Source organism: Janibacter sp. CX7, assembly GCF_024362365.1.
In the GTDB taxonomy this organism is placed as follows: Bacteria; Actinomycetota; Actinomycetes; order Actinomycetales; family Dermatophilaceae; genus Janibacter.
Window position 1 is genome coordinate 656,512 of record NZ_CP101464.1, and the last position, 22,519, is coordinate 679,030.

The window sequence follows — 22,519 nt, forward strand, 5'->3', positions numbered from 1 at the left end:
TCAGCCGAGTGCGGAGCCCGGGTAGGCCAGCACCGGGCCGTCGACGCTCACCGGGACCTGCTCGCCGGGCGCGGGGGCGCGGCGGCCGGTGACGCGGACGGCGACGAGCATGCCGTCGCCCAGGGCGACCTGCACGAGGGCGTGGGCCCCGTGGTAGGTGATGCGCTGGACCGTGCCGTGCGGGCAACCGGGGGAGTCGGTGAGCGAGAGGTCCTCCGGGCGCAGGACGACCTCGACGTCGCCGGGCGCGACGTCGGCACGCGGGGTGAGGAGCCCGAGGGCGCAGGTGATGCCCTCGGAGCCGGCCCGCCCGGGCAGACGCACGACGTCGCCGAGGAAGGCCGCCTCGCGCGCGTCGACCGGCGTCTCGTAGATCTCGTGCGGCGTGCCGACCTGGCTGAAGCTGCCTCCGCGCATGATCGCGACCTGGTCGGCGAAGGAGAGCGCCTCCTGCTGGTCGTGGGTGACGAGGATCGTCGTCGCCGCGGTCTCGGCGAGGGCGGCGGCGACCGCCTCACGGGTGCTCGCCCGCAGCGCCGTGTCGAGGGACGAGAAGGGCTCGTCGAGCAGGACGACGGCGGGGGAGAGGGCGAGCGCGCGGGCCAGGGCCACGCGCTGCTGCTGCCCTCCGGAGAGCTGGTCGGGCCGGCGGCTCGCGGTGCTCGCGGGCAGGCCGACGAGCTCGAGGAGCTCGCCGACCCGGTCGCCGCGGCGCCGCGCGGCGCGGCGCATGCCGAAGGTGATGTTGTGCGCGACGTCGAGGTGCGGGAAGAGTCCCCCGTCCTGGCGCACGTAGCCGATGCCGCGCCGCTCGGGCGGGACGGACCTCCCTTCGCCGCACACGATCCGCTCACCGATGCGCACGGTCCCCGCGTCTGGGGCGAGGAAGCCGGCGATGACCCGCAGCAGGGTCGTCTTGCCGCCACCGGAGGCGCCGAGGACCGCGGTCGTCGTGCCGGTGGGGACCGTGAGGTCGACGCCGTGCAGGATCGGCTCGGAGCCGTACCCGACGGTGATGCCGTGGATGTCGACGGTGCTCATTCTTCGATCCCACTCTGTCGGAGCATCAGGAAGGTCAGCGGGGCGGACAGCAGGATCATCATCGCCGCGAAGGGGGCCGCCCCCGTGTAGTCGAACTCGTCGCTGGCGGCCCAGAAGGCCGTCGCGAGGGTCGAGGTGCCCGTCGGCGCGAGCAGCAGGGTCGCGGTGAGCTCGGTCGCCGTCGCGATGGCCACGAGCGCCGCTCCGGTGAGGGCCGACGGGAGGATGAGCGGCAGCACGACCCGGCGGAAGGCCTCGGCCGGGCTGCTGCCGAGCGAGCGCGCTGCGTCGCTGAGCTCCGGGGGCGCGGCGGCCAGGCCGGAGCGCAGCGAGACCATCGCCCGCGGGATGAAGAGGATCGTGTAGCCGAGCACGAGCAGGGCGGGGCTCTGGTAGGCCGCCGGGAGGTAGCGCACCGACAGGGTGATCAGCGCCAGCGCGATCACGACGCCGGGCAGCGAGCTGGCGACATAGGTGACGCGCTCGAGCAGGAGCGTCCACCCGGAGCGACGGCGGCTGAGCAGCCAGGCCCCGGGGAGGGCGAACAGCAGGGTGAGGGCGGCCGCGGCGAGCGCGAGGGAGATCGTCGAGCCGGTGGTGAGCAGCAGGGAGGGGCGCATCGCGATCTCTGCGGCGGGGGCGGCGGCCCAGCGCGCGAGCCAGCGTCCGACGAGCGTCACGGGGACGACGAGGGAGACGAGGACGACGGCCGTCAGCGCGAGGCAGGCGAGCGGGGCCCAGCGGCCCAGGCGCACGGCCTCGGCCCGGCGGTGGACGCCGCGGCCGACGCGGGAGGTGCGGGCGCTGCCGCGCACCAGGTGCTCGAGGGTGAGGACGGTGACGCACAGCAGCACGAGGACGAGCGCGAGCAGGCTGCCCTGGTTGCTGCTGAAGCTCACCTGGTACTGCACGAGGATCGCGGTGGTGAAGGTCGGGTAGCGCATCATCTCGAGCACGCCGAACTCCGCGAGCAGGTGCAGCGCGACGAGCAGCGCGCCGCCACTGATCGCGGGGCGCAGCCGCGGCAGGACGGTGCGCCGCCAGGCAGCCCACGGTCCGGCCCCGAGCGCCCGGGCGTCCTCCTCCGGGGCGGCGTCGAGGTCACGCAGGATGGCCGCCACGGGCAGGTAGACGAAGGGGAAGTACGCGGCGGTCGTCACGAGCGCCGCCCCGCCCAGCCCGTCGAGGCCGGGGCGGAAGGAGACCCAGGCATAGGCGGCGACGAAGGCCGGGACGGCGAGCGGGGCGCCGAGGAGCACCCGCCACACGCCGGCGAGGGGCAGGTCGGTCCGCTCGACGAGCCACGCGGAGCCGACACCGAGGACGACCGTCGCGGGGACGGTGACGGCGATGAGCAGGAGGGTGTTGGCGAGCAGCTCGCCGATGCGCGGGCGCACGAGGTAGTCCGCGGCGCCGCCGAGCCCGCCGGGGGTCCGCCCGATCGCGTCGACGGCGACGACCCCGATCGGGAGCAGGGTGATGGCCGCGGCGAGGACCGCCGCGGCCACCACGAGGTGCCTAGAGGAGACCGGCATCGGTCATCAGCCGGGTGACCTTCTCGGAGTCGAGGCCGAAGGGGTCGACGTCGGGCGACTCGAGGGAGTCGAGAGTGGGCAGGTCCGGGTCGGAGGCGGCGCCGGTGGCGACCGCGTACTCCTTCGAGCCGCTCGTCTCGAGGACCTGCTGGCCCTCCTTCGAGAGGACGTAGTCGACGAACTGCTGGGCCTCGTCGGCGTGCTTGGCGTTCTTGAGCACGCCCGCGGCGGAGAGGCTGACGAAGGCGCCGGGGTCCTCGTGCTTGAAGTAGTGCAGCTTGGTGCTGGCCGTGCCCTCCTTGGTCTCGGCCTGGTCGCGGTACCAGTAGTAGTGGTAGATGACGCCCATCGGGACCTCGCCGGCGTTGACGGCCTTCATCGTCGCGATGTTGTTCTCGTAGATGCGCGCATTGGTCTTCATGCCCTCGAGCCAGGTCTTCGTCTTCGCCTCGCCCTGGTCGGCGAGCATGCCGGCGACGATCGCCTGGAAGTCGGCGCCCGTCGCGCCGGCGCCCCACTGGTCCTTGTACTCCGGGTCCTGCAGGTCCATGAGCGAGGCCGGCAGGTCCTTGGCGTCGATCTTGTCGGGGTTGTAGACGAGGACGGTGGACCGGGCGGCCACGCTCGTCCAGTCGCCGCTGCTGGGGCGGCGGTCCTCGGGCACCTTGGCGAGCGTCTTCGCGTCGATGGGGGCGAGCAGCTTTGCCTCCTCGACGAGAGTCATCGCGGGGCTGTTCTCGGTGAGGAAGACGTCGGCGGGCGAGGCATCGCCCTCCTGGACGATCTGGTGACCCATCGAGGAGTCCTTGCCGGCGCGGACCTGCGTCTTGATGCCGGTCTTCTTGGTGAAGCCCTCGGCCCAGGCCTTGGTGAGGGTGTCGTGCTGGCTGGAGTAGATCTGCAGCGCGTCCGGGTCGGTCGCCGGGCCGTCCGAGCCGCCGCAGGCGGCGAGGGCGAGGACGGAGGCGCCGAGGGCGCTCACCATGAGGGTGCGTCGGGTCATCATCGCGGGGTCTCCGATCGTTCAGGCGGTCTCGGCCCGGGGGCCGGTCGGTGCGGGGGCGGGACGGCGGTCCCGGGTGGCCAGGTCGGCCAGGGCGTGCGTCGGGCGCTGCAGCAGCCACCACAGCACGACCCCGAGGACGAGGGACCCGGCCAGGGCGAGCCACGGGTCGTCCACGACCCGGAAGACCTGCCACTGGACGAGGTAGATGTGCAGCGACGCGGCCGCGACGAGCCCGAGCGGGAGGGCGAGGGGGCGCGGGAGCGGCACGCGCGGGACGAGGCCGAGGACGGCGATCGCGACGAGCACCGTCAGGCCGCGGCTGGGCTCGACGAAGAAGTCCCACATGCCGACGGCGGTGAGCGCCAGGGTCGCCGCGCGCTGGCGGTGGGTGCGGGCGGCGCCGAGGGCCATGCCCAGGGCGAAGAGCCACAGGACGGACCCGGGCAGGCCACGCGTCGCGCCGGTCGACTCCGGGACGAGGATCCACCGGGGCACCAGGGCGACCGCGGCCAGGGCCATGCTCCACGCCCACGGGTGGCGCACGTGGAGCCGCCCGAGCGCGGGCACGGAGACGAGCGCGAGGGCGAGCACGCTGCAGGCGAGCAGGGCCTCGATGAACCACAGGTTGATCCGGGCGCCCCACTCGACCTCGCCCACGAGCCAGTTGACGAGCAGCACGTTCTCCCAGCCGTAGCCCGAGGCGGTGACCAGCCCGAAGAGGGCGACCGCCATCGACGGCACCGCGAAGGTCGCGATCGAGCGCAGGCCGCGTCGGCGCCGCTCCGCGGGCCGCGGGTCGTCGAGGGTGAACTTGGTGAGCGACCAGCCGGCGAGGGCGAGGAGGGTGTGCGCGCCGCCGGGGACGGAGATGATCCCGAGGTGGCTGGCGCAGATCGCCAGGGCGGCGAGAGCGCGCACGACGACGGGTGTCTCGGCCCAGCGCACGACGCGTCCGGGGGTGCCGGCCTGCGCCGCGAGACGACGAAGGGGGACCCGGTGCCAGCCGTCGGGGAGGGGCCCGAGGGCCCGCTCGAGGGCGACCGAGGTCTGCACGAGGCTGTAGGAGTCCCCGCCCAGCTCGGCGAAGGAGCGGTCCGGGTCGACGTCCTCGCGCCGCAGGGCGGCGGCGACGAGGGCGACGGTGGCGGCGAGCTGGTCGCCGGAGGGCAGGGGGTCGCCGGTCGTCGCCGCGAGCGCGCGCTCGCGGCACGCGGCCCGGTCGGTCTTGCCGTTGGGCAGCCGGGGCAGCTCGGCGACGGTGTCGACGATGACGGCCCCGGGGGCGAGGCCGGCGGCCCGGACCGCCCGCTCGCGGACCGAGCGGACGAGGTGGGGGTTGCCCCCTTCGTCGGTGACGAGGGTGACGAGGAGGTGGCGGGCGTCGGCGGTGACGACCACCTCGTGACCGGCATCCGCGAGCGCGTCGGCGACGCGGCCGAGGTCGATGCGCAGGCCGAGGACCTTGGCGATGTCGTCGCGGCGGCCGACGATACGCACGCGGCCGTCGTCCAGCCGCCCGAGGTCGCCGGTGCGCAGCTCGGCGACCATGCGGCCGAGGGCGAGCTCGTCGGGGTGCTCGGCGTAGCCGAGCATGACGCCGGGGCCGGTGAAGACGAGCTCGCCGACCTCGTCGCTCCCGCCCGGGACGTCGTGGTCCAGGCGGAAGGCCGAGGCGGCGACGGCCCGCCCGACCGCGTCCGGGTGCTCGAGGACCTCGGCGCCGCGCTGGATCGCCATCCGGGCGGTCGCCTCGGTCTGGCCGTACATCACCGCGAGCTCCCAGCCCTGGCGCCGGCCGAGCACCGCGAACTCGCGCACCCGCTCGACGCCGAGCGCGCCGCCGGCCTGGGTCACGAGGCGCAGCCCGGGCGTCCCGGCGCGCAGGCGCGCATCGACGAGGTCGAAGGTGTGCGGCACCCCCGCGAGGACGGTGACGCGGTGCTCGGCCTGCAGCCGCCAGAACTCGTCGTCGGTCACCGAGCGCTCGGTGACGACGATGCCGCCGCCGGCGAGGAGCGCGCTGTGCAGGACGGACAGGCCGTAGCAGTAGTGGAGGGGGAGTGAGGTGATCGCGCGGTCGTCCGCGCGCAGGCCCAGGCCCTCGGCGATGGCTGCGGCGTTGCTCGTGAGGTTGTCGTGCGAGAGGCGCACGAGCTTGGGGCTGCCGGTGCTGCCGGAGGTCGACAGCAGCAGCGCGAGGTCGGGGTGCAGCAGGTGCTGGGGCTCGGTCGAGAGGGCCTCGACGCGCTCGCCGACGAGCCTCACGTCCGGGGCGAAGCGCTCGGTGACCGACTCCGCGCCCGGTCCGGTGACGAGCCCGACGTGACCGGCGGCGAGCACCGCCAGGTGGGCCACGACACCCGGGACGTCGCGCGTCGGGTGGAGGTGGACCAGGCGACGACCGGTCGCCGCGTCGGGCAGGCGCTCCGCGAGCGCCGCGACCCGTGCCGCCAGGTCGGCGTGCGTCAGCACCCGGTCGCCGTCGAGGAGCGCGGGACGGGTCGACCCGGGGTGGACGAAGGGGGCGGTCCCCCGGCCCGGGACGCGCTCGGGAGCCGGGCGGGCCACCTCCGTGAGCGTCGCCGTGGGAGTCATGTTGGTGTGCCTATCCTTAGTAGCTAGGGCGAGAGTACAACCGTTGATGTCAGGACCTCACATGGACAACCACGTCGTGGACGTCTGGTGGTCGGACCTGCGGGCGATGGACCTGGCGCTCCTGCCGCTGCTCGACCCGGTCGAGGCGGCACGGGCCGCGGGCATCGCCGGCTCGGCCGACCTCGGGCGCTTCGTCGTCGGGGCGTGGCTGCTGCGGGTCGCAGTGGGGGCCGCGACGGGGACCGACCCCCGCTCCGTCGCCGTCGAGCGGACCTGCACCGACTGCGGCGGGCCGCACGGGCGGCCGCTCGTGCACGGCACGCACGTGAGCGTCGCGCACGCCGGGCCGCTCGTCCTCGTCGCCACCGCTGCGGTGCCGGTCGGTGTCGACGTCGAGTCGCTCCGGCGCGGAGGGGACGTCGCCGGATGGGTCGTCGAGGAGGCGACCTTCAAGGCCACGGGGGCGCGCTCGTCAGCCGGCGTCCGGGTCGTCGATCTCGAGGTCCCGGTGCCGGGCTACCGCGCGGCGCTCGCCGTGGCCGGCGCCGACGTCACCCTCGTCACGCACGGGCCGTCGGAGTCGGCCGCCGCTCAGCGCAGCGCGAGGTAAACGTAGTCGTGGTGGGTCGTCAGGCCCATATCGCGGTAGAGGTGCTGGGCGGGCGCGTTGCCCGGCTCGACCTGCAGGTAGGTCAGGCTGGCGCCGTCGGCTGCGGCTGCCCGCAGCGACTCGACCGTGAGCCATCGGCCGACGCCGCGGCCGCGGTGCTCGGGGGCGACGTGCAGGCCGAAGACGCCGGCCCACCCGTCGCTCAGTGCCACGCGCACGACGCCGGCGGTGCTCCCTTCGTCGTCGTGGGCGGTGAGGAAGACCTGGTGGCGGGGCAGAGCGAGGATCTCCCGGGCCGCGTCGCGGTGCTCGAGGACCCGCGGCGAGCTGCCGGCGAGCCACGCCTCGTCGACGTGGTCGCGGCACTCCGCGGTGATGCCCGCGGGCGCGGGGACGGGCGCGTCGAGCAGGGTGTCCGTCCACCCCGTGAGCACCTCGGCGACGGTGCGCTCGCGGTAGCCGCGGTCGAGGAGCAGCCGGCCGAGGGCGTCGTCCGCGGTGCCGGCACCGGCCGGCCGGGGGAGCATGACGAGCGGAGGGAGGTCGCGCTCGGCGTACCAGGCCTCCACGGCGTCGACGGCCTCCGGCAGGGGCAGGCCCGGGTCGCCCACGGGCAGAGCGGAGTTGGAGCGACCGGTCCACCCGAGACCGGCCCGCAGCAGCCAGCCGGAGCCCGGTGCGCCGAGCCAGGCCTCCTCGACGCCCGGCTGACCGCGGGTCATGACGAGGTGCAGGTCCTCGAGCGTGATGGCACGGTGCGGGGCGCCGCGACGGGTGGGCTTCGGAGGGATCACGCGCGCGGCGACGACCCGGTCACGGGCCACGGTGACGTCGCCGGTGCGGGTGGCGATGCACAGGTGGGTCGCGTCGATGTCGACGAGTTCGCCGACGGTGTCCGTGAGGGTGGGGCCCGCGGTCGGGGGCGGGTCGATCCGGGAGCGGACGGCGACGCGTTGACCTGTGGTGAGACCCGCGGGCAGATCACTCATGGGGCGTCATAGTATGTGCCGCATGACGTATGTGATCGCGCAGCCTTGTGTGGACCTCAAGGACAAGGCCTGCATCGAGGAATGCCCGGTCGACTGCATCTACGAGGGCAAGCGCAGCCTCTACATCCACCCGGACGAGTGCGTCGACTGCGGTGCCTGCGAGCCCGTCTGCCCCGTCGAGGCCATCTACTACGAGGACGACACCCCCGAGGAGTGGGCCGACTACTACAAGGCCAACGTCGAGTTCTTCGACGACCTCGGCAGCCCGGGCGGCGCCGCGAAGATGGGCATGATCGACAAGGATCACCCGATCATCGCCGCCCTGCCCCCGCAGGAGCACGACGAGTGATGGTCGGCGCCCGCTGATGGACCTGCCTGACTTCCCCTGGGACTCGCTCGCTCCTGCCAAGGAGCGGGCGAGCTCCTTTGTCTCCTCCGACCCCGCCCAGGGCGAGGGCATCGTCGACCTGTCGGTCGGCACCCCCGTCGACTCCACCCCCGAGGTGGTGCAGACGGCCCTGCGCGACGCCGCTGACGCGCCCGGCTACCCGCAGACCTGGGGCACGGCCGACCTGCGCGAGGGCATCGCCGGCTGGTTCGAGCGCCGCCGCGGCGCCCCGGGCATCGACCCCGACGGCGTGCTGCCCACGGTGGGCTCCAAGGAGCTCGTCGCGTGGCTGCCGACCCTCATGGGCCTGGGCGCGGGCGACACCGTCGCCTTCCCCCGGGTGGCCTACCCGACCTACGACGTGGGCGCGCGGATGGCGGGGGCGACCCCCTTCGCCGCCGACGCCACGACCGCCTTCGGTCCCACGACGTCGGCCACCGCACCCAAGCTGCTGTGGCTCAACACCCCGAGCAACCCCACGGGCAAGGTCCTGGGGGTCGAGCACCTGGCCAAGGTCGTCGCCTGGGCCCGTGAGCGCGGCGTCGTCGTCGCCTCCGACGAGTGCTATGCCGAGCTGGACTGGCGCACCGAGGAGGCGCGCGGCGAGGGCTACGACAGCCTGCCGACGACGCCGTCGATCCTCGACCCGCGCGTCACCGGTGGCTCCCACGAGGGCCTGCTCGCCGTCTACTCGACCTCCAAGCAGTCCAACCTCGCGGGCTATCGCGCGGCCTTCGTCGCCGGTGACCCCGCCCTCGTGGGGCGGCTGCTCGAGGTGCGCAAGCACGCGGGCATGATCGTGCCGTGGCCGGTCCAGCGGGCGCTGCTCGCAGCCGTCGGCGACGACGCGCACGTCGCGGCCCAGCGGGAGATCTACCGGGCCCGCCGCGAGGTGCTGCGCCCGGCGCTCGAGGGCTTCGGCCTGCGCATCGACGACTCCGAGGCGGGCCTGTACCTCTGGGCGAGCGCGGGGGAGCCGAGCCGGGTGACCGTCGATCGGCTCGCGCAGCGCGGCATCCTCGTCGCGCCGGGCGACTTCTACGGCGCGGCCGGCGAGCAGCACGTGCGGGTCGCCCTCACGGCGACCGACCAACGCATCGCGATGGCGGCGGCCCGGCTGGCCGCCGGACCCGCATCGTGACCCAGCACACGGCTGGGGTAGTTTCAGTGATGACACCGCATGCCCGGGGCCACCGCCCCTGCGGCACGGCACGACCGAAGGGCTGATGACCTCCATGACCGATGACGCCACCTTCTCCGCCGCGGGCAAGGACCTGACGTTCCCCCTCGTCAAGGCCTCCGAGGGCAATGACGGCTACAACATCTCCACGCTGATGAAGGAGACGGGCAACACCACGCTCGACGTGGGCTTCGTCAACACCGCCTCCTGCAAGAGCGACATCACCTACATCGACGGTGACGCCGGGATCCTGCGCTACCGCGGCTACCCGATCGACCAGCTGGCGAGCAAGTCGACCTTCACCGAGGTCGCCTACCTGCTGATCTACGGCGAGCTGCCGACGGCCGACCAGCTCGGCGACTTCGAGGAGCGCATCTCGCGCCACACGATGCTCCACGAGGACCTCAAGGCCTTCTTCAACGGCTTCCCGCGCGACGCGCACCCGATGCCGGTCCTGTCCTCGGCCGTCTCCGCGCTGGGCACCTTCTACCAGGACAGCCTCGACCCCTTCGACCCGGAGCACGTCGAGATCTCGACGATCCGCCTCCTGGCCAAGCTGCCGACGATCGCCGCCTACGCGCACAAGAAGAGCGTCGGCCAGCCCTTCCTCTACCCGGACAACTCGCTGAGCCTGACGGAGAACTTCCTCCGGATGACCTTCGGCTTCCCGGCCGAGCCCTACGACCTCGACCCCGAGATCGTGCGCGCGCTCGACCAGCTCTTCATCCTGCACGCCGACCACGAGCAGAACTGCTCGACGTCGACGGTGCGCCTCGTCGGGTCGGCCCACGCCAACCTCTTCAACTCCGTCTCCGCGGGCATCCACGCCCTCTCCGGCCCGCTGCACGGCGGCGCCAACCAGGCGGTCCTGGAGATGCTCCAGCAGATCCAGGCCTCCGACGACGGCGCCGAGACCTTCATGAAGAAGGTCAAGAACAAGGAGGACGGCGTCCGCCTCATGGGCTTCGGCCACCGGGTCTACAAGAGCTACGACCCGCGCGCGGCGATCGTCAAGGAGACCGCGCACACCATCCTCGAGAAGATGGGTGGCGACGAGCAGCTCGAGATCGCCATGAAGCTCGAGGAGATCGCGCTGGCGGACGACTACTTCGTCGAGCGCAAGCTCTACCCCAACGTGGACTTCTACACCGGCCTGATCTACACGGCCATGGGCTTCCAGCCGAAGATGTTCACCGTCCTCTTCGCCATCGGCCGCCTGCCGGGCTGGATCGCCCAGTGGCGCGAGATGATCGAGGACAAGGACACCAAGATCGGCCGTCCCCGCCAGATCTACACCGGCCCGACCGAGCGCGACTACGTCGGCATCGAGGGCCGCTGAGCCGCCACCTGCGGCACGGCACGTCGACCCCCTTCGTCCTCACGGGCGGAGGGGGTCGCCGCATGTCGGGCCGGGCGAAGGGGGGTGCGCTCAGCTCTCGTGGAGGGTGACGATGACGCGGGTGTCCTCGATCGGCTCGTCGGCGTCGCGCCACTGCATCGCGTCGTCCCCGGAGCCACGGACCCACTCGCGGTCGCCGACCTGCACCCGCACGACGTTGCGGGCCTTGGCCTGGCCGACCGACCACGAGCCGACCGCCCACGCGTGGCGGGAGTCCGCGGCGGTGATGCTGATGGTCTGGCCGTCGGCGGTGCCGGAGTGCCCGGTCTCCTCGTCGAGCGCGGCGACGAAGCGGTCGGGGCGGCCGGCGGCCGTGGGGTCGTCGAGGCGGCAGACGAAGCCTTCGGGGGAGTGGCCGCTGAGGGCGGAGGCGATCGCCCGCCCCTCGTGCTCGTGGTCGGCGTAGGCCTCGGGGTAGCCGCTGCGCTGGACCTCCTGGGCGATCTCGGTGATCACCATCTGCTGCCACCCGTCGACCTTGACCAAGGCGTCGTAGAAGGCATTGGTCGCGTAGACCGGCTCCTGCAGCTGTGCCGCGGTGCCCCAGCCCTGGCTCGGTCGCTGCTGGAAGAGGCCGACGGAGTCGCGGTCGCCGTAGGAGAGGTTGCGCAGCTTCGACTCCTGGATCGCCGTGGCGATGCCGATCGTGCCGGCGCGGGCGGGCAGGCCGCGCTTGACCCCCAGGAGCACGATCGTGCTCGCGTGGTGCATCTGGTCGGGCGCGAAGGTGACCGTCTCGCCGAGGGCGGTCGCGCTGCACTGCTCGCCGAGGAAGAGGCCGATCCGGTCGCGGGCGTACCAGGCGCCGACCCCGACGACGAGCGCGAGCACGCACACGAGCGCGACGACCCCGGACCAGCGCGGTCCGGAGTCGTCGGGCAGCGGTGGGTGCTCGGCCCTGGGCACGTCAGTCGTTGGCGTGCAGCGCGTCGTTGAGCGCGATGCCGTGGCCGGTGCGGTCACGTGCCTCGACGGTGCCGGTCACGGAGTTGCGCACGAAGAGCAGCCCGCTGCGGCCGGAGAGCTCGGCGGCCTTGACGACGGCGCCGTCGGGCAGGGTGACCTTGGTGCCGGCGGTGACGTAGAGCCCGGCCTCGACGACGCAGTCGTCGCCCAGGGCGATGCCGACGCCGGCCTCGGCGCCGACGAGGCAGCGCTCGCCGATGGAGACGCGCTCGGTGCCGCCGCCGGAGAGAGTGCCCATCGTCGACGCGCCGCCGCCGATGTCGGAGCCGTCGCCGACGACGACGCCCTGGCTGATCCGGCCCTCGACCATCGAGGTGCCGAGGGTGCCGGCGTTGAAGTTGACGAAGCCCTCGTGCATGACGGTGGTGCCGGAGGCGAGGTGGGCGCCCAGGCGCACCCGGTCGGCGTCGCCGATGCGCACGCCGGAGGGGGTCACGTAGTCGGTGAGGCGGGGGAACTTGTCGATGCTCGTCACCTGGACCGGGCCGCGGGCGCGCAGCCGGGCGCGGGTGGTCTCGAAGCCCTCGACCGCGCACGGGCCGTGGTTGGTCCACACGACATTGCTCAGCTGGCCGAAGAGGCCGTCGAGGTTGATCGAGTTGGGCTGGACGAGCCGGTGCGAGAGCAGGTGCAGCCGCAGGTAGGCGTCGGAGGCGCCCTCGGGGGCGGCGTCGAGGTCGATGGCGACGGTGACGACCTCGGTGCGCACGCCGCGCGCCTCGTCGTCGCCGGCCAGCGCGAGCAGCTCCTCGGGGACCCGGGTGGCCTCGGGGGCCTCGCCGAGCGCCGGCTCGGGGTACCAGGTGTCGAGGACCGTGCCCTCGGTCGTCACGGTGGCCACTCCGTGGCCCCAGGCTGCGCGCGTCGTCGTCATGGGCCAGATCCTACGAAACGGCGGCCCCGTCCCGCGATCTCGCCCGCCCCCACAAACTGTGGCTGACCGCAGTTTGGATGATCAGCCACACGACGTGCTGTGGCCCACCCTACGAACTGTGGCCGACTCATGCGGCTGCTGTCAGCGCCGCGACGACCAGGCGACGTACCCGCGCCGGGTCGTGCAGGTCCGACCACATGAGCCGGACGACGACGTACCCGCGGCGACGGAGATCGTCCTCCCGGCGCTTCTCGGCGACGATGGCTTGGCGGTCGTCGTACTTGACGGCGCCGTCGAACTCGACGATCACCCGGGTTCCGGTCACGAGGAAGTCCACGCGATACGGCCCGATCCAGACCTGGGGTTCGAGTGAGTACCCCAGATCGCGCATCACCCGGGCCGTCAGGGTCTTACCCGGTGACTCGTGGCGACCGTCGACATCGGCCAGTGCCCGCCGGACGGCGGCCGCCCCAGGGGTTCCGAGCGGCAGGTCAGCGGCGGCGACCTCGATCTCGGTCGACGTCACGAGGCCGCGCCGCACGGCGGCATCCGCCGCGGCGAGGGCGGCGCGGGGAGTGCAGGTCACCCCGGTGTGGGTCAGCGCCACGGCGACGGGAGCGCAGGCCAGCGGCGTGTCGACGAAGGGAGGTCGTGTCGCCGCGCGCAGCCCACCCGCGCACCCCCAGACGGTGTAGTCGTGGCTTCGTCTGGTCGCGTGCCCGCGGCCACGGACGAGGTGCACGCGATCGAGGTCGGTGTCGAGGATCGGCAGGTCGTGGAGGACCAGCGCCGACTGGGCGGTGGCGCCCGCGGGCTGGCGCAGTCGCCGGATGATCGCCACGGTCCTCAGCAGATGGGTCTGGGCAGCGTCGACGGTGTGGATGGTCGACCACATGCCACGGGTGAGATGGGTGAGCAGGCCAACCTTCGCCAGGGCCACCAGGCGGAGTCGTGGGATGCCATGGCGCTCCGCGTCAGCGCTCGAGAAGACACCGTTGACCGACGCCTGACGCAGCAGCTCGACCTCGTCCTCCATGGCTGGAGTCTGGCGTCCGCGACACGCCTCGCCGCGGGCTTTTCCACAGCGGGCCCGCCCAAGGTGGCGGCACCCCCCTTCGTCCGGCTCCAGCCAGCCGCACCTTGGATGGTCAGCCGCACGACGTGCTGTGGCCGACCATCCAAGCTGTGGCCAGCCACAGTTTGTGGGGGAGGGGGCGTGAGCGGTCGTAGGGTGGCGGCATGCCGAGCCTGGACCTGACCGCGGACGTCGTGACCCTCACCCAGCAGCTGTGCGACATCGAGTCGGTGAGCCACGAGGAGGAGACGATCGCCGACGCGATCGAGGCGGCGCTGCGCCCCCTTCGTCATCTCGAGGTGGTCCGCCGGGGCAACACGGTCATCGCCCGCACCCACCTCGGCCGCGACGAGCGGGTCGTCCTCGCGGGCCACATCGACACCGTGCCGCTCACGAGCGACCCCGCCAACCTGCCGACCCGGCGCGAGCAGGTCGGCGGCCAGGACGTCCTCTGGGGGCGCGGGACCGTCGACATGAAGGGCGGGGTCGCCGTCCAGCTCAAGGCCGCGCTGCTCGAGGAGCCGAGCCGCGACATCACCTTCCTCTTCTACGAGGCCGAGGAGGTCGACGCGGTCTACAACGGCCTGCAGCTGCTCGCCGACTCCGACCCCGACCTGCTGGCGGCCGACTTCGCGGTCCTGCTCGAGCCGACGAATGCTGCCGTCGAGGGCGGGTGCAAGGGCACGATGCGCGTCGAGGTGATCACGAAGGGGATCGCCGCGCACTCGGCCCGGCCGTGGAACGGCCACAACGCCATCCACGACGCCCACGAGGTCCTCGCCGCCCTCGCCGCCCACGAGGAGCAGACCGTCACCGTCGACGGACTCGACTACCACGAGGCCCTGCAGGCCGTCGGCATCACCGGCGGCATCGCGGGCAATGTCATCCCCGACAGCTGCAGCGTCCTCATCAACTACCGCTTCTCCCCGGACAAGGACACCGAGGCGGCGCTCGCCTACGTCCAGACCGTCCTGCCCGGCCGCGAGCTGCACCTGCGCGACGTCGCCGAGGGGGCCAGGCCCGGGCTGGACCTGCCTGCAGCGCAGGCCTTCGTCGCCGCGCTCGACGTGCCCGTCGGGCCCAAGGAGGGCTGGACCGACGTCGCGCGCTTCTCCGCGCTCGGCATCCCGGCGGTCAACTTCGGCCCCGGGGACCCCAACCTCGCCCACCACGACGAGGAACGCTGCCCGGTCGAGCAGATCGAGACCGCGGAGGCGGCCGTCCTGCGGTGGCTCGCGTAGGGTCGCTGACGTGACTGATCAGGGGAAGCAGCCGGCGTCCGACCGCTGGTACCACAAGGGCCCGGTCCTCATGCGCGGCCGCCAGGTGCCCAAGTCCACGACCGACCAGCGACTGCTCGACGACCGCGGCCACGCCGACTGGCTGCACACCGACCCGTGGCGGGTGCTGCGGATCCAGGCGGAGTTCGTCGAAGGCTTCGGTGCGCTCGCCGAGCTCGGGCCGGCCGTGAGCATCTTCGGCAGCGCCCGCACCCCCGTGGACTCGCCGCGCTACGCCCAGGGCATCGAGCTCGGCCGCCTCGTCGCCGAGGCCGGCTACGCCGTCATCACCGGCGGCGGTCCGGGCGCCATGGAGGCGGCCAACCGTGGGGCCAGGGAGGCCGGCGGCACGAGCGTCGGCCTGGGGATCGAGCTGCCCTTCGAGGCGGGTCTGAACCCCTACTGCGACCTCGGCATCAACTTCCGCTACTTCTTCGCCCGCAAGACGATGTTCGTCAAGTACAGCGAGGGCTTCGTCGTCCTGCCCGGAGGCTTCGGCACGCTCGACGAGGTCTTCGAGGCGGTCACCCTCGCCCAGACGGGCAAGGTGACGAGCTTCCCGATCGTGCTCGTCGGCGTCGACTACTGGCAGGGCCTCATCGACTGGCTGCGCGACTCGGTCCTCGAGGGCGGCATGATCAGCCCCGAGGACATCGACCGGCTCTTCGTCACCGACGACCTCGTCGAGGCGGTCGAGTACCTGCGGACCGCGTCCGACCGGGTGCGCCCCGCCGCGACGAAGCAGCCGGAGTAGACCGTGGTCTGGATCTTCTTCGTCCTCGTCGCACTGCTCGTCGTCGTCGCCGTCGCCGCCGCGGTCACCGGCCGGATCACCACCGACCCGATGGCCGAGCCGGTGGCCTCCGCGCCGCACCACGGGCTCCCGGAGTCGGACTTCGCCGCGAGCGACGTCGACGCCGTCCGCTTCGACACCGCGCTCCGCGGATACCGGATGGACCAGGTCGACGAGGTGCTCGACCGGCTGCAGCAGCGCCTCGCCGAGCTCGAGTCGGCTGCCCGGGACACGTCGGCCGTCCCGGACATGTCGGCCGCCCGAGACGATGTCGGTCCGCGCGAGGGTTGACGCGTGGGTTGACGAGGCGGTCGCCCGACCGATCCGCTCCCTCCTCGTCGTCTACGCCCTCTCCCGGGTCGTCGCGGTCCTCGCGATCTGGGTCGCCGCCCGCTACTACCAGTCCCCGGCCGGCGTGGGGCACCTCGATCCCGGCCTGCCCGACATGTTCGGCCTCTGGGACACGCAGTGGTACCGCAGGATCGTCACCGAGGGCTACCCGATCCCCCTGCCCGCCGACCCCGAGACCGGCGAGATCACCTACAGCGCCTGGGCCTTCTTCCCGCTCTTCCCGGGCCTGGTGCGCCTCGTCATGGCGACGGGCATCGGCTTCACCGCCTCCGCGGTCGTGCTCAACCTCGTGCTCGGTGCCGCCGCGACCGTCCTCGTGTGGAAGGTCCTCAGCTTCTCCGGCCACGCGGCGGCCCAGCCGGCCCGCGAGCGGCTCGCCTTCGTCGCCGCCGCCCTGTGGTGCTTCTACCCGGCAACCGGCGTCATGGTCATCCCCTACACCGAGGCGCTCGCCGCCGTCCTCATCGCCGGCGCCCTGCTGCTGCTCATGCGCGGCAACTACCTCGGCGTCGCGGGCATCGCCCTCCTCCTCGGCTTCACCCGGGGCGTCGCCGCCCCGCTCGGCCTGGCCGTGCTCGCCCACCTGTGGCTGCGCTGGCGGCAGGAGCGCGAGGCGGGGGTCGCCCCCTTCGCCCACGACCGCCTGCGGATCGCCGTCATGGTCCTCGCCACCGGGGTGTCCGGCATCGCCTGGCCGCTCACCGTCGGCTACCTGTCGGGACTGCCCGATGCCTTCTTCCGGGTGCAGGCGGCGTGGGGCCAGCGCCCCGACGAGGGGCCCTTCGTCCTGTGGTTCAGCTGGGCGTGGGAGCAGCGCGGGCTCTTCGCCGTCGTCGTCATGGTGGCGCTCGTCGGTACCTACCTCGCGCTCGTCCTCGGCCGCCACGGTCAGTGGATCCCGCTCGAGGTGCGCATGTGGGCGCTCGTCTACCCGATGTACCTCTTCGCGGTCGTGCGGCCGATCACGAGCATGTGGCGCTTCCTGCTCCTCGACTTCCCGCTCGCCGCGCTCCTCGCGTCGGTCGTCATGCGCACCTCGAGCGGCGGTCGGATCGTCGAGCACTGGCGTCGCAGGGCCGCCGTCGTCGTGCTCGTCCTCGTCGGTGGGATCTTCGCCTGGTCGTGCGGACTGCTGCCCTACGTGCCCTGGCACGTCACTCCTCCGTGACCGGCGGCGATTAGGCCGAGCGCGCACGGGAGGTGGATAATGGAGCCCAGCGTCGGCGCGACTGCGCCGCCCGGTCGGTGAGGCTCCGTCCGGTGTTGATCGAAGGGAACGCACATGGCGGCAATGAAGCCACGCACGGGGGATGGTCCTCTCGAGGTCGTCAAGGAGGGTCGTGGCATCGTCCTGCGGATGCCCCTCGAGGGCGGTGGTCGTCTCGTCGTCGAGATGAAGCCCGACGAGGTCCTCGCCCTCGGTGAGGCCATCGACAACTGCGAGGGCCTGCAGAAGTAAGCCCCGTACGAGAGCCCCCGGACACCTGCGTCCGGGGGCTTCGTCGTGCTCGGATGGTGACACGGGACTGTCAGTCGTGGGTGCGAGTGGTTACCGTGCCGAGACCACTGTCGACCTCGACCGAGGCCCACGAGAGGACTGCATGAACGCTGGATACGGACTCGCCGTCCGCTGGTCGCTGACCGAGGCGTCAGGCGATGTCGCGGAGCAGCTGCGGGAGTACGTCGTCGGTACCTCGATGGCCAACTTCATGTTTCTCGACGGCCTGGCCTTCAAGACCTGGCGCATGCGCGAGGGGGAGTGGTTCGAGGGCACCTACGTCTTCGACGCCGCGAAGGACCGAGACGACTTCTGCGAGGAGTTCACGGCGACGGCGACGGAGTCGGCCGGTTCGCGGATCATCGGCTCCGCGCCGATCGAGATCACGCCCTTCGAGGTCGTCGCCATCGCCGAGGGCCCGGCGCAGTTCCGCCGCGGCCCCGGACCCGGCTCGGTCTGACCGAGCCGCCGGGCGGCCGTTGGCGCGGCCCGAGCCGGCACCTACCGCTTGACGGCGGCGATCATGCCGTCACCGACCGGCAGCAGGCTCATGACGAGCCGCTCGTCGTCACGCAGCTGCTTGCCCAGGTCGCGCAGCAGCACGGTCGTCGCGTCCCGCGCCGCGGGGTCGGCGACCTTGTCGTGCCAGAGCATGTTGTCCATCGCGAGCACGCCGCCGGGGCGCAGCAGCCGGATCGCGTGCTCGACGTACTGCGGGTAGCCCTCCTTGTCGGCGTCGATGTGGACGAGGTCGTAGGACGAGTCGTTCATCCGCGGCAGGACGTCGACGGCGCGGCCGGTGATGACCCGGGTGCGCTGCGGGGCGATGCCCGCGGCCGCGAAGGAGCGCTTCGCGCGCAGCGCGTGCTCCGGCTCGATCTCGATCGTCGTCAGCACGCCGTCGGCGGGCATGCCGGCGAGCAGCCACAGGCCCGAGGTGCCGGCCCCGGTCCCGACCTCGACGACGTGGCGGGCACCGCTGGCTGCCGCGAGCAGACGAAGGGCGGCGCCTCCGCCCGTACCGATCGGCACCGCCCCGAGCTCGGTCCCGGTGCGACGTGCGGCCTCGAAGCTCTCGTCCTCGGGGACGAACTGCTCGGCGTAGGCATGGCTGTTGAGCTGGGCGGCGGTCATGGGAGTCCACCCTAGTGGCGCGCTGGATCACAGACTTCCCTCAGGTTGACGCGTGAGCATTGAGGGGTGACCAGCAACACCGACGTCCGCGACCTCGAGGGGCAGGAGTGGGTCCCCCCGACCTGGGCGGAGATCGTCGAGGAGCACAGCGCCCGCGTCTACCGGCTCGCCTACCGACTGACCGGCGACGTCCACGACGCCGAGGACCTCACCCACGACGTCTTCGTGCGCGTCTTCCGCTCCCTCGACGGCTACACGCCGGGCACCTTCGAGGGGTGGCTGCACCGGATCACCACCAACCTCTTCCTCGACCGCGCCCGCCGCAAGCAGCGCATCCGCTTCGACGCGCTGACCGACGAGTTCGCCGCACTGCTGCACAGCGGCTCGCCGACCCCCGAGCAGGTCGTCCTCGACCACCACCTCGACGCCGACATCCAGCGGGCGCTCGACGCCCTGCCGCCGCAGTTCCGCGCGGCGGTCGTCCTGTGCGACATCGAGGGGTTGACCTACGAAGAGGTCGCCGAGGCCCTCGACATCAAGCTCGGCACCGTCCGCTCCCGCATCCACCGCGGCCGCTCGCTCCTGCGCGAGAGCCTGAGCCACCGCGCTCCCACCCCGTCGACCCGCACCGAGAGCCGTCGCCGCGGCGGCTCCGGCTTCCCGCTGGCCCGCCCGGTCACCGGCACCCTCTGAGGTCGGCACCGTCCCGACAAGGCATGATCTACAGCCATGAGCTCTCCGCACCCAGGTGAGGAGCCGCGTCCCCAGGACGCCCCCACCGAGCCGACCCGACCGGTGCCGGCGACGCCCGAGCAGCGGGCCATGCCGAGCGCTCACGAGCAGTCCGCTGGTGATCAGCCCGCTGGTGGGCAGCCCGGCGGCGCACAGCCGGCCACGCAGCACAACGAGCCGCTCCCGCGCAGCCCGTACCTCCCCTTCGACAGCCTGGGCGGCCAGGGGCAGGCCCCGCGTCAGGCCGGCTGGGGCGCGACGCCGCAGCCCTACAACATGGACCACCAGCTCTACACGCAGCAGCACCTCACCACGCCGCCGCCGACGCGACGTCGCGGTCCCGGGTGGGGTGGCGCCATCGCCCTGGCGCTCGCCGCGGCCCTCGTCGCCGGTGGCCTCGGCGGCCTCGTAGGCGGCGTGACCGCCGACGACACCGGTGGTGGACCGACGATCGTCCAGCGCGACGGCGACACGGCGCAGCGCCCCGACGGCTCGGTCGCGTCCATCGCAGCCGACGCCGTGCCGAGCGTCGTCACCGTCCGGGTGCGGGCCGCCGGGGGCGGCGGCACCGGCTCCGGATGGGTCTACGACGACAGCGGCCACATCGTCACCAACAACCACGTCGTCGAGGGCGCCGGCAGCGGCGGCTCGGTGAGCATCGAGCTCAGCGACGGCAGCCGCCGCGACGCCAAGGTCGTCGGCAAGGACTCCTCCTACGACCTCGCCGTCCTCGAGGTCGACCCCCAGGGCCTCGAGCCGCTCGCGATCGGCCGCTCCAGCGAGGTCGTCGTCGGCGACGAGGTCGTCGCCGTGGGCTCCCCGCTGGGCCTGGGGTCGACGGTCACCGCCGGCATCGTCTCGGCGCTCGAGCGTCCGGTCACCGCGGGCGAGGCGGGCGACGAGTCCTTCATCTCCGCGATCCAGACCGACGCCGCGATCAACCCCGGCAACTCCGGAGGGCCGCTGCTCAACGGCGACGGCGACGTCATCGGGGTCAACTCGGCGATCGCCCAGGTCCCGGGGCAGCAGCAGGCGAGCGGGTCGATCGGGGTGGGCTTCGCGATCCCCTCGGACGTCGTCGTGCGCACCGTCGACCAGCTGATCGAGACCGGTACGGCCCAGCACCCGATCATCGGGGTCAGCCTCGACCGGCGCTGGGACGGCGAGGGCGCCAAGGTACTCGAGGACTCCGACGTCGACAGCGGCCGGGCCGTCATCCCCGACGGGCCGGCGGACAACGCCGGTGTCGAGCCGGGTGATGTCATCACCGAGCTCGACGGGCGGCGGATCACCGATCTCGACCAGCTGATCACCCGGATCCGCGCCAAGGCCGTGGGCGATAAGGTCACCTTGACGATCCAGCGGGATGGCAAGCAGCAGGACCTGTCGATGACGCTTGAAGCGGCCGAGGAGAAGTAGACGTGGGGATCATGAACGGCTGGGAGTTCGTCGTCCTCATCGTCCTGGCCATCATCATCCTCGGTCCGCAGCAGCTGCCCGAGTACGCGGCCAAGCTCGCCCGTCTCGTCGTCCGGGTCCGCCGGATGGCCAACGACGCCAAGGTCCAGCTCAAGGAGCAGATGGGCCCGGAGTACGACGACCTCGACTGGCGTCAGTACGACCCGCGTCAGTACGACCCGCGACGGATCGTCAAGCAGGCCCTCATGGAGCCCCTCGAGGACGCCTTCACCATCGACGCGGCGCCGGCCGGCAGCGCGGCCTCGCGTGCCAGCACCTCGACCGCACCCGACGAGGCTCCGGTTGCCGCCGCAGTCGCCGGCACCCCCTGGGACCGCGAGGCGACCTGAGCCTCCTCGACCGGGTGGTGCGCGGCGCCTCGGGCTGAGAGAAGACCCCGGCCGAGCGCGAGGGTGAACTCGTGCTGGCCGGGGTCTTGTGGGCCGGGGCCCGTTGCGTCAGCGACCCGTCGGGGTGAGCCCCAGGCTGCGGCCGGCGAGACCGCGGGAGCGGGTGGCCAGGCTGCGGGCGATGCCGCGCAGGGCGACGGCGGCCGGGCCGTCGGGGTTGGACAGGACCGCGGGGTTGCCGTGGTCGGAGCCCTCGCGCAGCGAGACGTCGAGCGGGATCTGGCCGAGCAGCGGGACCTCGGCGCCGACCGTGCGGCTGAGCGACTCGGAGACGGCCTGACCGCCACCGGAGCCGAAGAGCTCCTGGCGCGAGCCGTCGGGCAGCTCGAGCCAGGACATGTTCTCGATGACGCCGACGAGGCGCTGGTGCGTCTGCATCGCGATCGAGCCGGCGCGCTCGGCGACCTCCGCGGCGGCCTGCTGCGGGGTCGTCACGACGAGGATCTCGCTGTTGGGGATCAGCTGGGCGATGGAGATCGCGATGTCACCGGTCCCGGGCGGCAGGTCGAGCAGGAGGACGTCGAGGTCGCCCCAGAAGACGTCGCCGAGGAACTGCTGCAGCGCGCGGTGGAGCATCGGCCCGCGCCAGACGACCGGCTGGTTGCCGGGGACGAACATGCCGATCGAGATGACCTTCACGTCCGAGGCGATGGGCGGCAGGATCATGTCGTCGACCTGCGTCGGCGGGTGCGTCACGCCGAGCATGCGGGGGATCGAGAAGCCGTAGATGTCGGCGTCGACGACCCCGACCTTGAGCCCCTCGGCGGCCAGCGCGGCGGCGAGGTTGGCGGTGATCGACGACTTGCCGACGCCACCCTTGCCCGAGGCGATGGCGTAGACGCGGGTCAGCGAGCCCGGCTTGGCGAAGGGGATCTCCTTCTCGGCCTGGCCGCCGCGCAAGTGGGTCTTGAGCTCCGCGCGCTGCTCGTCGTTCATCACGCCGAGCGTGACCTTGACGTCCGTGACGCCGTCGATCGCGGCGAGCGCCTTGGTCGTGTCGGTGGTCAGCGTGTCCTTCATCGGGCACCCGGACACCGTGAGCAGGATGGTCGCCGTGGCGAGGCCGTCGGCGTCGACCGCCGCGGTCTCGACCATGCCGAGCTCGGTGATCGGACGACGGATCTCGGGGTCGATGACCGTGCTCAGCGCCTCGCGGAGCTGCTCATCGGTGATCGTGGGGTGCGAAGAAGCCATTGCCCCATCGT

Annotated in this window: 23 protein-coding genes; 13 read left to right on the forward strand and 10 right to left on the reverse strand. The window is 72.6% G+C overall.

Annotated elements, in window-relative coordinates:
- The 4 genes from NMQ01_RS03345 to NMQ01_RS03360 are packed head-to-tail and all read right to left on the reverse strand — an operon-like array spanning window position 1 to window position 6,177.
- Window positions 1–1,041, reverse strand: coding sequence for an ABC transporter ATP-binding protein (locus NMQ01_RS03345; protein WP_255185457.1), 1,041 nt, complete (start codon window positions 1,039–1,041; stop codon window positions 1–3).
- On the reverse strand, window positions 1,038–2,549 hold the full coding sequence (locus NMQ01_RS03350) for an iron ABC transporter permease (protein ID WP_255185458.1): 1,512 nt from the start codon (window positions 2,547–2,549) through the stop codon (window positions 1,038–1,040). Before NMQ01_RS03350 ends, NMQ01_RS03345 begins: the two co-directional genes overlap by 4 nt.
- Window positions 2,550–2,559: 10 nt before the next feature.
- The gene (locus tag NMQ01_RS03355; protein ID WP_255185459.1) at window positions 2,560–3,579 is read right to left on the reverse strand and encodes an iron ABC transporter substrate-binding protein; all 1,020 of its coding nucleotides are present in this window, start codon (window positions 3,577–3,579) and stop codon (window positions 2,560–2,562) included.
- Window positions 3,580–3,600: 21 nt separating this feature from the next.
- Window positions 3,601–6,177: an AMP-binding protein gene (locus NMQ01_RS03360; protein WP_255185460.1), complete on the reverse strand. Its 2,577-nt coding sequence runs from the start codon at window positions 6,175–6,177 to the stop codon at window positions 3,601–3,603.
- Between the two features lie 61 nt (window positions 6,178–6,238).
- Here NMQ01_RS03360 and NMQ01_RS03365 point away from each other — a divergent pair, with 61 nt between their 5' ends.
- Window positions 6,239–6,787, forward strand: a complete 549-nt coding sequence (locus NMQ01_RS03365) for a 4'-phosphopantetheinyl transferase superfamily protein (protein WP_255185461.1) — start codon at window positions 6,239–6,241, stop codon at window positions 6,785–6,787.
- Here the strand turns inward: NMQ01_RS03365 and NMQ01_RS03370 are convergent.
- On the reverse strand, window positions 6,769–7,776 hold the full coding sequence (locus NMQ01_RS03370; protein WP_255185462.1) for an N-acetyltransferase: 1,008 nt from the start codon (window positions 7,774–7,776) through the stop codon (window positions 6,769–6,771). The two genes, NMQ01_RS03365 and NMQ01_RS03370, sit on opposite strands and share 19 nt — an antisense overlap.
- Window positions 7,777–7,798: 22 nt before the next feature.
- Between NMQ01_RS03370 and fdxA the strand changes: the two genes are divergently transcribed.
- From fdxA to NMQ01_RS03385, 3 genes are all read left to right on the forward strand, one after another.
- On the forward strand, window positions 7,799–8,125 hold the full coding sequence (fdxA, locus tag NMQ01_RS03375; RefSeq protein WP_072626107.1) for a ferredoxin: 327 nt from the start codon (window positions 7,799–7,801) through the stop codon (window positions 8,123–8,125).
- 16 nt (window positions 8,126–8,141) lie between these two features.
- Window positions 8,142–9,305: a succinyldiaminopimelate transaminase gene (gene dapC / locus NMQ01_RS03380; RefSeq protein ID WP_255185463.1), complete on the forward strand. Its 1,164-nt coding sequence runs from the start codon at window positions 8,142–8,144 to the stop codon at window positions 9,303–9,305.
- Between the two features lie 94 nt (window positions 9,306–9,399).
- A complete protein-coding gene (locus NMQ01_RS03385) occupies window positions 9,400–10,683 on the forward strand; it encodes a citrate synthase (RefSeq protein ID WP_084450154.1) in 1,284 nt (427 codons plus the stop codon).
- Between the two features lie 90 nt (window positions 10,684–10,773).
- Here NMQ01_RS03385 and NMQ01_RS03390 read toward each other — a convergent pair whose 3' ends face one another.
- The 3 genes from NMQ01_RS03390 to NMQ01_RS03400 all read right to left on the reverse strand — a co-directional run bounded on the left by NMQ01_RS03390 (window position 10,774) and on the right by NMQ01_RS03400 (window position 13,619).
- Window positions 10,774–11,649, reverse strand: a complete 876-nt coding sequence (locus tag NMQ01_RS03390; RefSeq protein WP_255185464.1) for a hypothetical protein — start codon at window positions 11,647–11,649, stop codon at window positions 10,774–10,776.
- A 1-nt stretch (window position 11,650) separates the two neighbouring features.
- Window positions 11,651–12,583 carry a 2,3,4,5-tetrahydropyridine-2,6-dicarboxylate N-succinyltransferase gene (gene dapD, locus NMQ01_RS03395; RefSeq protein ID WP_255185465.1) on the reverse strand — a complete coding sequence of 311 codons (933 nt, stop codon included), beginning with the start codon at window positions 12,581–12,583 and terminating at the stop codon, window positions 11,651–11,653.
- Window positions 12,584–12,710: 127 nt separating this feature from the next.
- Window positions 12,711–13,619 carry an endonuclease domain-containing protein gene (locus NMQ01_RS03400; protein ID WP_255185466.1) on the reverse strand — a complete coding sequence of 303 codons (909 nt, stop codon included), beginning with the start codon at window positions 13,617–13,619 and terminating at the stop codon, window positions 12,711–12,713.
- Between the two features lie 203 nt (window positions 13,620–13,822).
- Between NMQ01_RS03400 and dapE the strand changes: the two genes are divergently transcribed.
- From dapE to NMQ01_RS03430, 6 genes are all read left to right on the forward strand, one after another.
- A complete protein-coding gene (gene dapE, locus NMQ01_RS03405) occupies window positions 13,823–14,899 on the forward strand; it encodes a succinyl-diaminopimelate desuccinylase (protein ID WP_255185467.1) in 1,077 nt (358 codons plus the stop codon).
- A gap of 10 nt (window positions 14,900–14,909) precedes the next feature.
- Window positions 14,910–15,692, forward strand: coding sequence for a TIGR00730 family Rossman fold protein (locus tag NMQ01_RS03410; RefSeq protein ID WP_255185468.1), 783 nt, complete (start codon window positions 14,910–14,912; stop codon window positions 15,690–15,692).
- Window positions 15,693–15,695: 3 nt separating this feature from the next.
- Window positions 15,696–16,022 (forward strand): DivIVA domain-containing protein, encoded by a 327-nt coding sequence (locus tag NMQ01_RS03415; RefSeq protein ID WP_255185469.1) that lies wholly within the window; start codon window positions 15,696–15,698, stop codon window positions 16,020–16,022.
- Window positions 16,000–17,250 carry a hypothetical protein gene (locus tag NMQ01_RS03420; RefSeq protein ID WP_255185470.1) on the forward strand — a complete coding sequence of 417 codons (1,251 nt, stop codon included), beginning with the start codon at window positions 16,000–16,002 and terminating at the stop codon, window positions 17,248–17,250. The genes NMQ01_RS03415 and NMQ01_RS03420 overlap by 23 nt, the downstream gene beginning before the upstream one ends.
- 114 nt (window positions 17,251–17,364) lie before the next feature.
- Window positions 17,365–17,541 carry a DUF3117 domain-containing protein gene (locus tag NMQ01_RS03425; protein ID WP_007923758.1) on the forward strand — a complete coding sequence of 59 codons (177 nt, stop codon included), beginning with the start codon at window positions 17,365–17,367 and terminating at the stop codon, window positions 17,539–17,541.
- Window positions 17,542–17,683: 142 nt separating this feature from the next.
- Window positions 17,684–18,040 carry a hypothetical protein gene (locus NMQ01_RS03430; protein ID WP_255185471.1) on the forward strand — a complete coding sequence of 119 codons (357 nt, stop codon included), beginning with the start codon at window positions 17,684–17,686 and terminating at the stop codon, window positions 18,038–18,040.
- A gap of 41 nt (window positions 18,041–18,081) precedes the next feature.
- Here the strand turns inward: NMQ01_RS03430 and NMQ01_RS03435 are convergent, their stop codons facing one another.
- On the reverse strand, window positions 18,082–18,714 hold the full coding sequence (locus tag NMQ01_RS03435; RefSeq protein ID WP_255185472.1) for an O-methyltransferase: 633 nt from the start codon (window positions 18,712–18,714) through the stop codon (window positions 18,082–18,084).
- 66 nt (window positions 18,715–18,780) lie between these two features.
- On the opposite strand from NMQ01_RS03435, the gene sigE reads away from it, so the two are divergent.
- From sigE to NMQ01_RS03450, 3 genes are read left to right on the forward strand one after another with little or no spacing between them, the layout of a single operon-like run.
- The gene (gene sigE / locus NMQ01_RS03440) at window positions 18,781–19,407 is read left to right on the forward strand and encodes an RNA polymerase sigma factor SigE (RefSeq protein ID WP_255185473.1); all 627 of its coding nucleotides are present in this window, start codon (window positions 18,781–18,783) and stop codon (window positions 19,405–19,407) included.
- 36 nt (window positions 19,408–19,443) lie between these two features.
- A complete protein-coding gene (locus tag NMQ01_RS03445; RefSeq protein WP_255185474.1) occupies window positions 19,444–20,865 on the forward strand; it encodes a S1C family serine protease in 1,422 nt (473 codons plus the stop codon).
- 11 nt (window positions 20,866–20,876) lie between these two features.
- Window positions 20,877–21,254, forward strand: a complete 378-nt coding sequence (locus tag NMQ01_RS03450) for a hypothetical protein (protein WP_255186315.1) — start codon at window positions 20,877–20,879, stop codon at window positions 21,252–21,254.
- A 108-nt stretch (window positions 21,255–21,362) separates the two neighbouring features.
- Here NMQ01_RS03450 and NMQ01_RS03455 read toward each other — a convergent pair whose 3' ends face one another.
- Entirely contained in the window at window positions 21,363–22,508 is a 1,146-nt protein-coding gene (locus tag NMQ01_RS03455) for an Mrp/NBP35 family ATP-binding protein (protein ID WP_255185475.1), read from the reverse strand.
- Window positions 22,509–22,519: the final 11 nt, after the last annotated feature.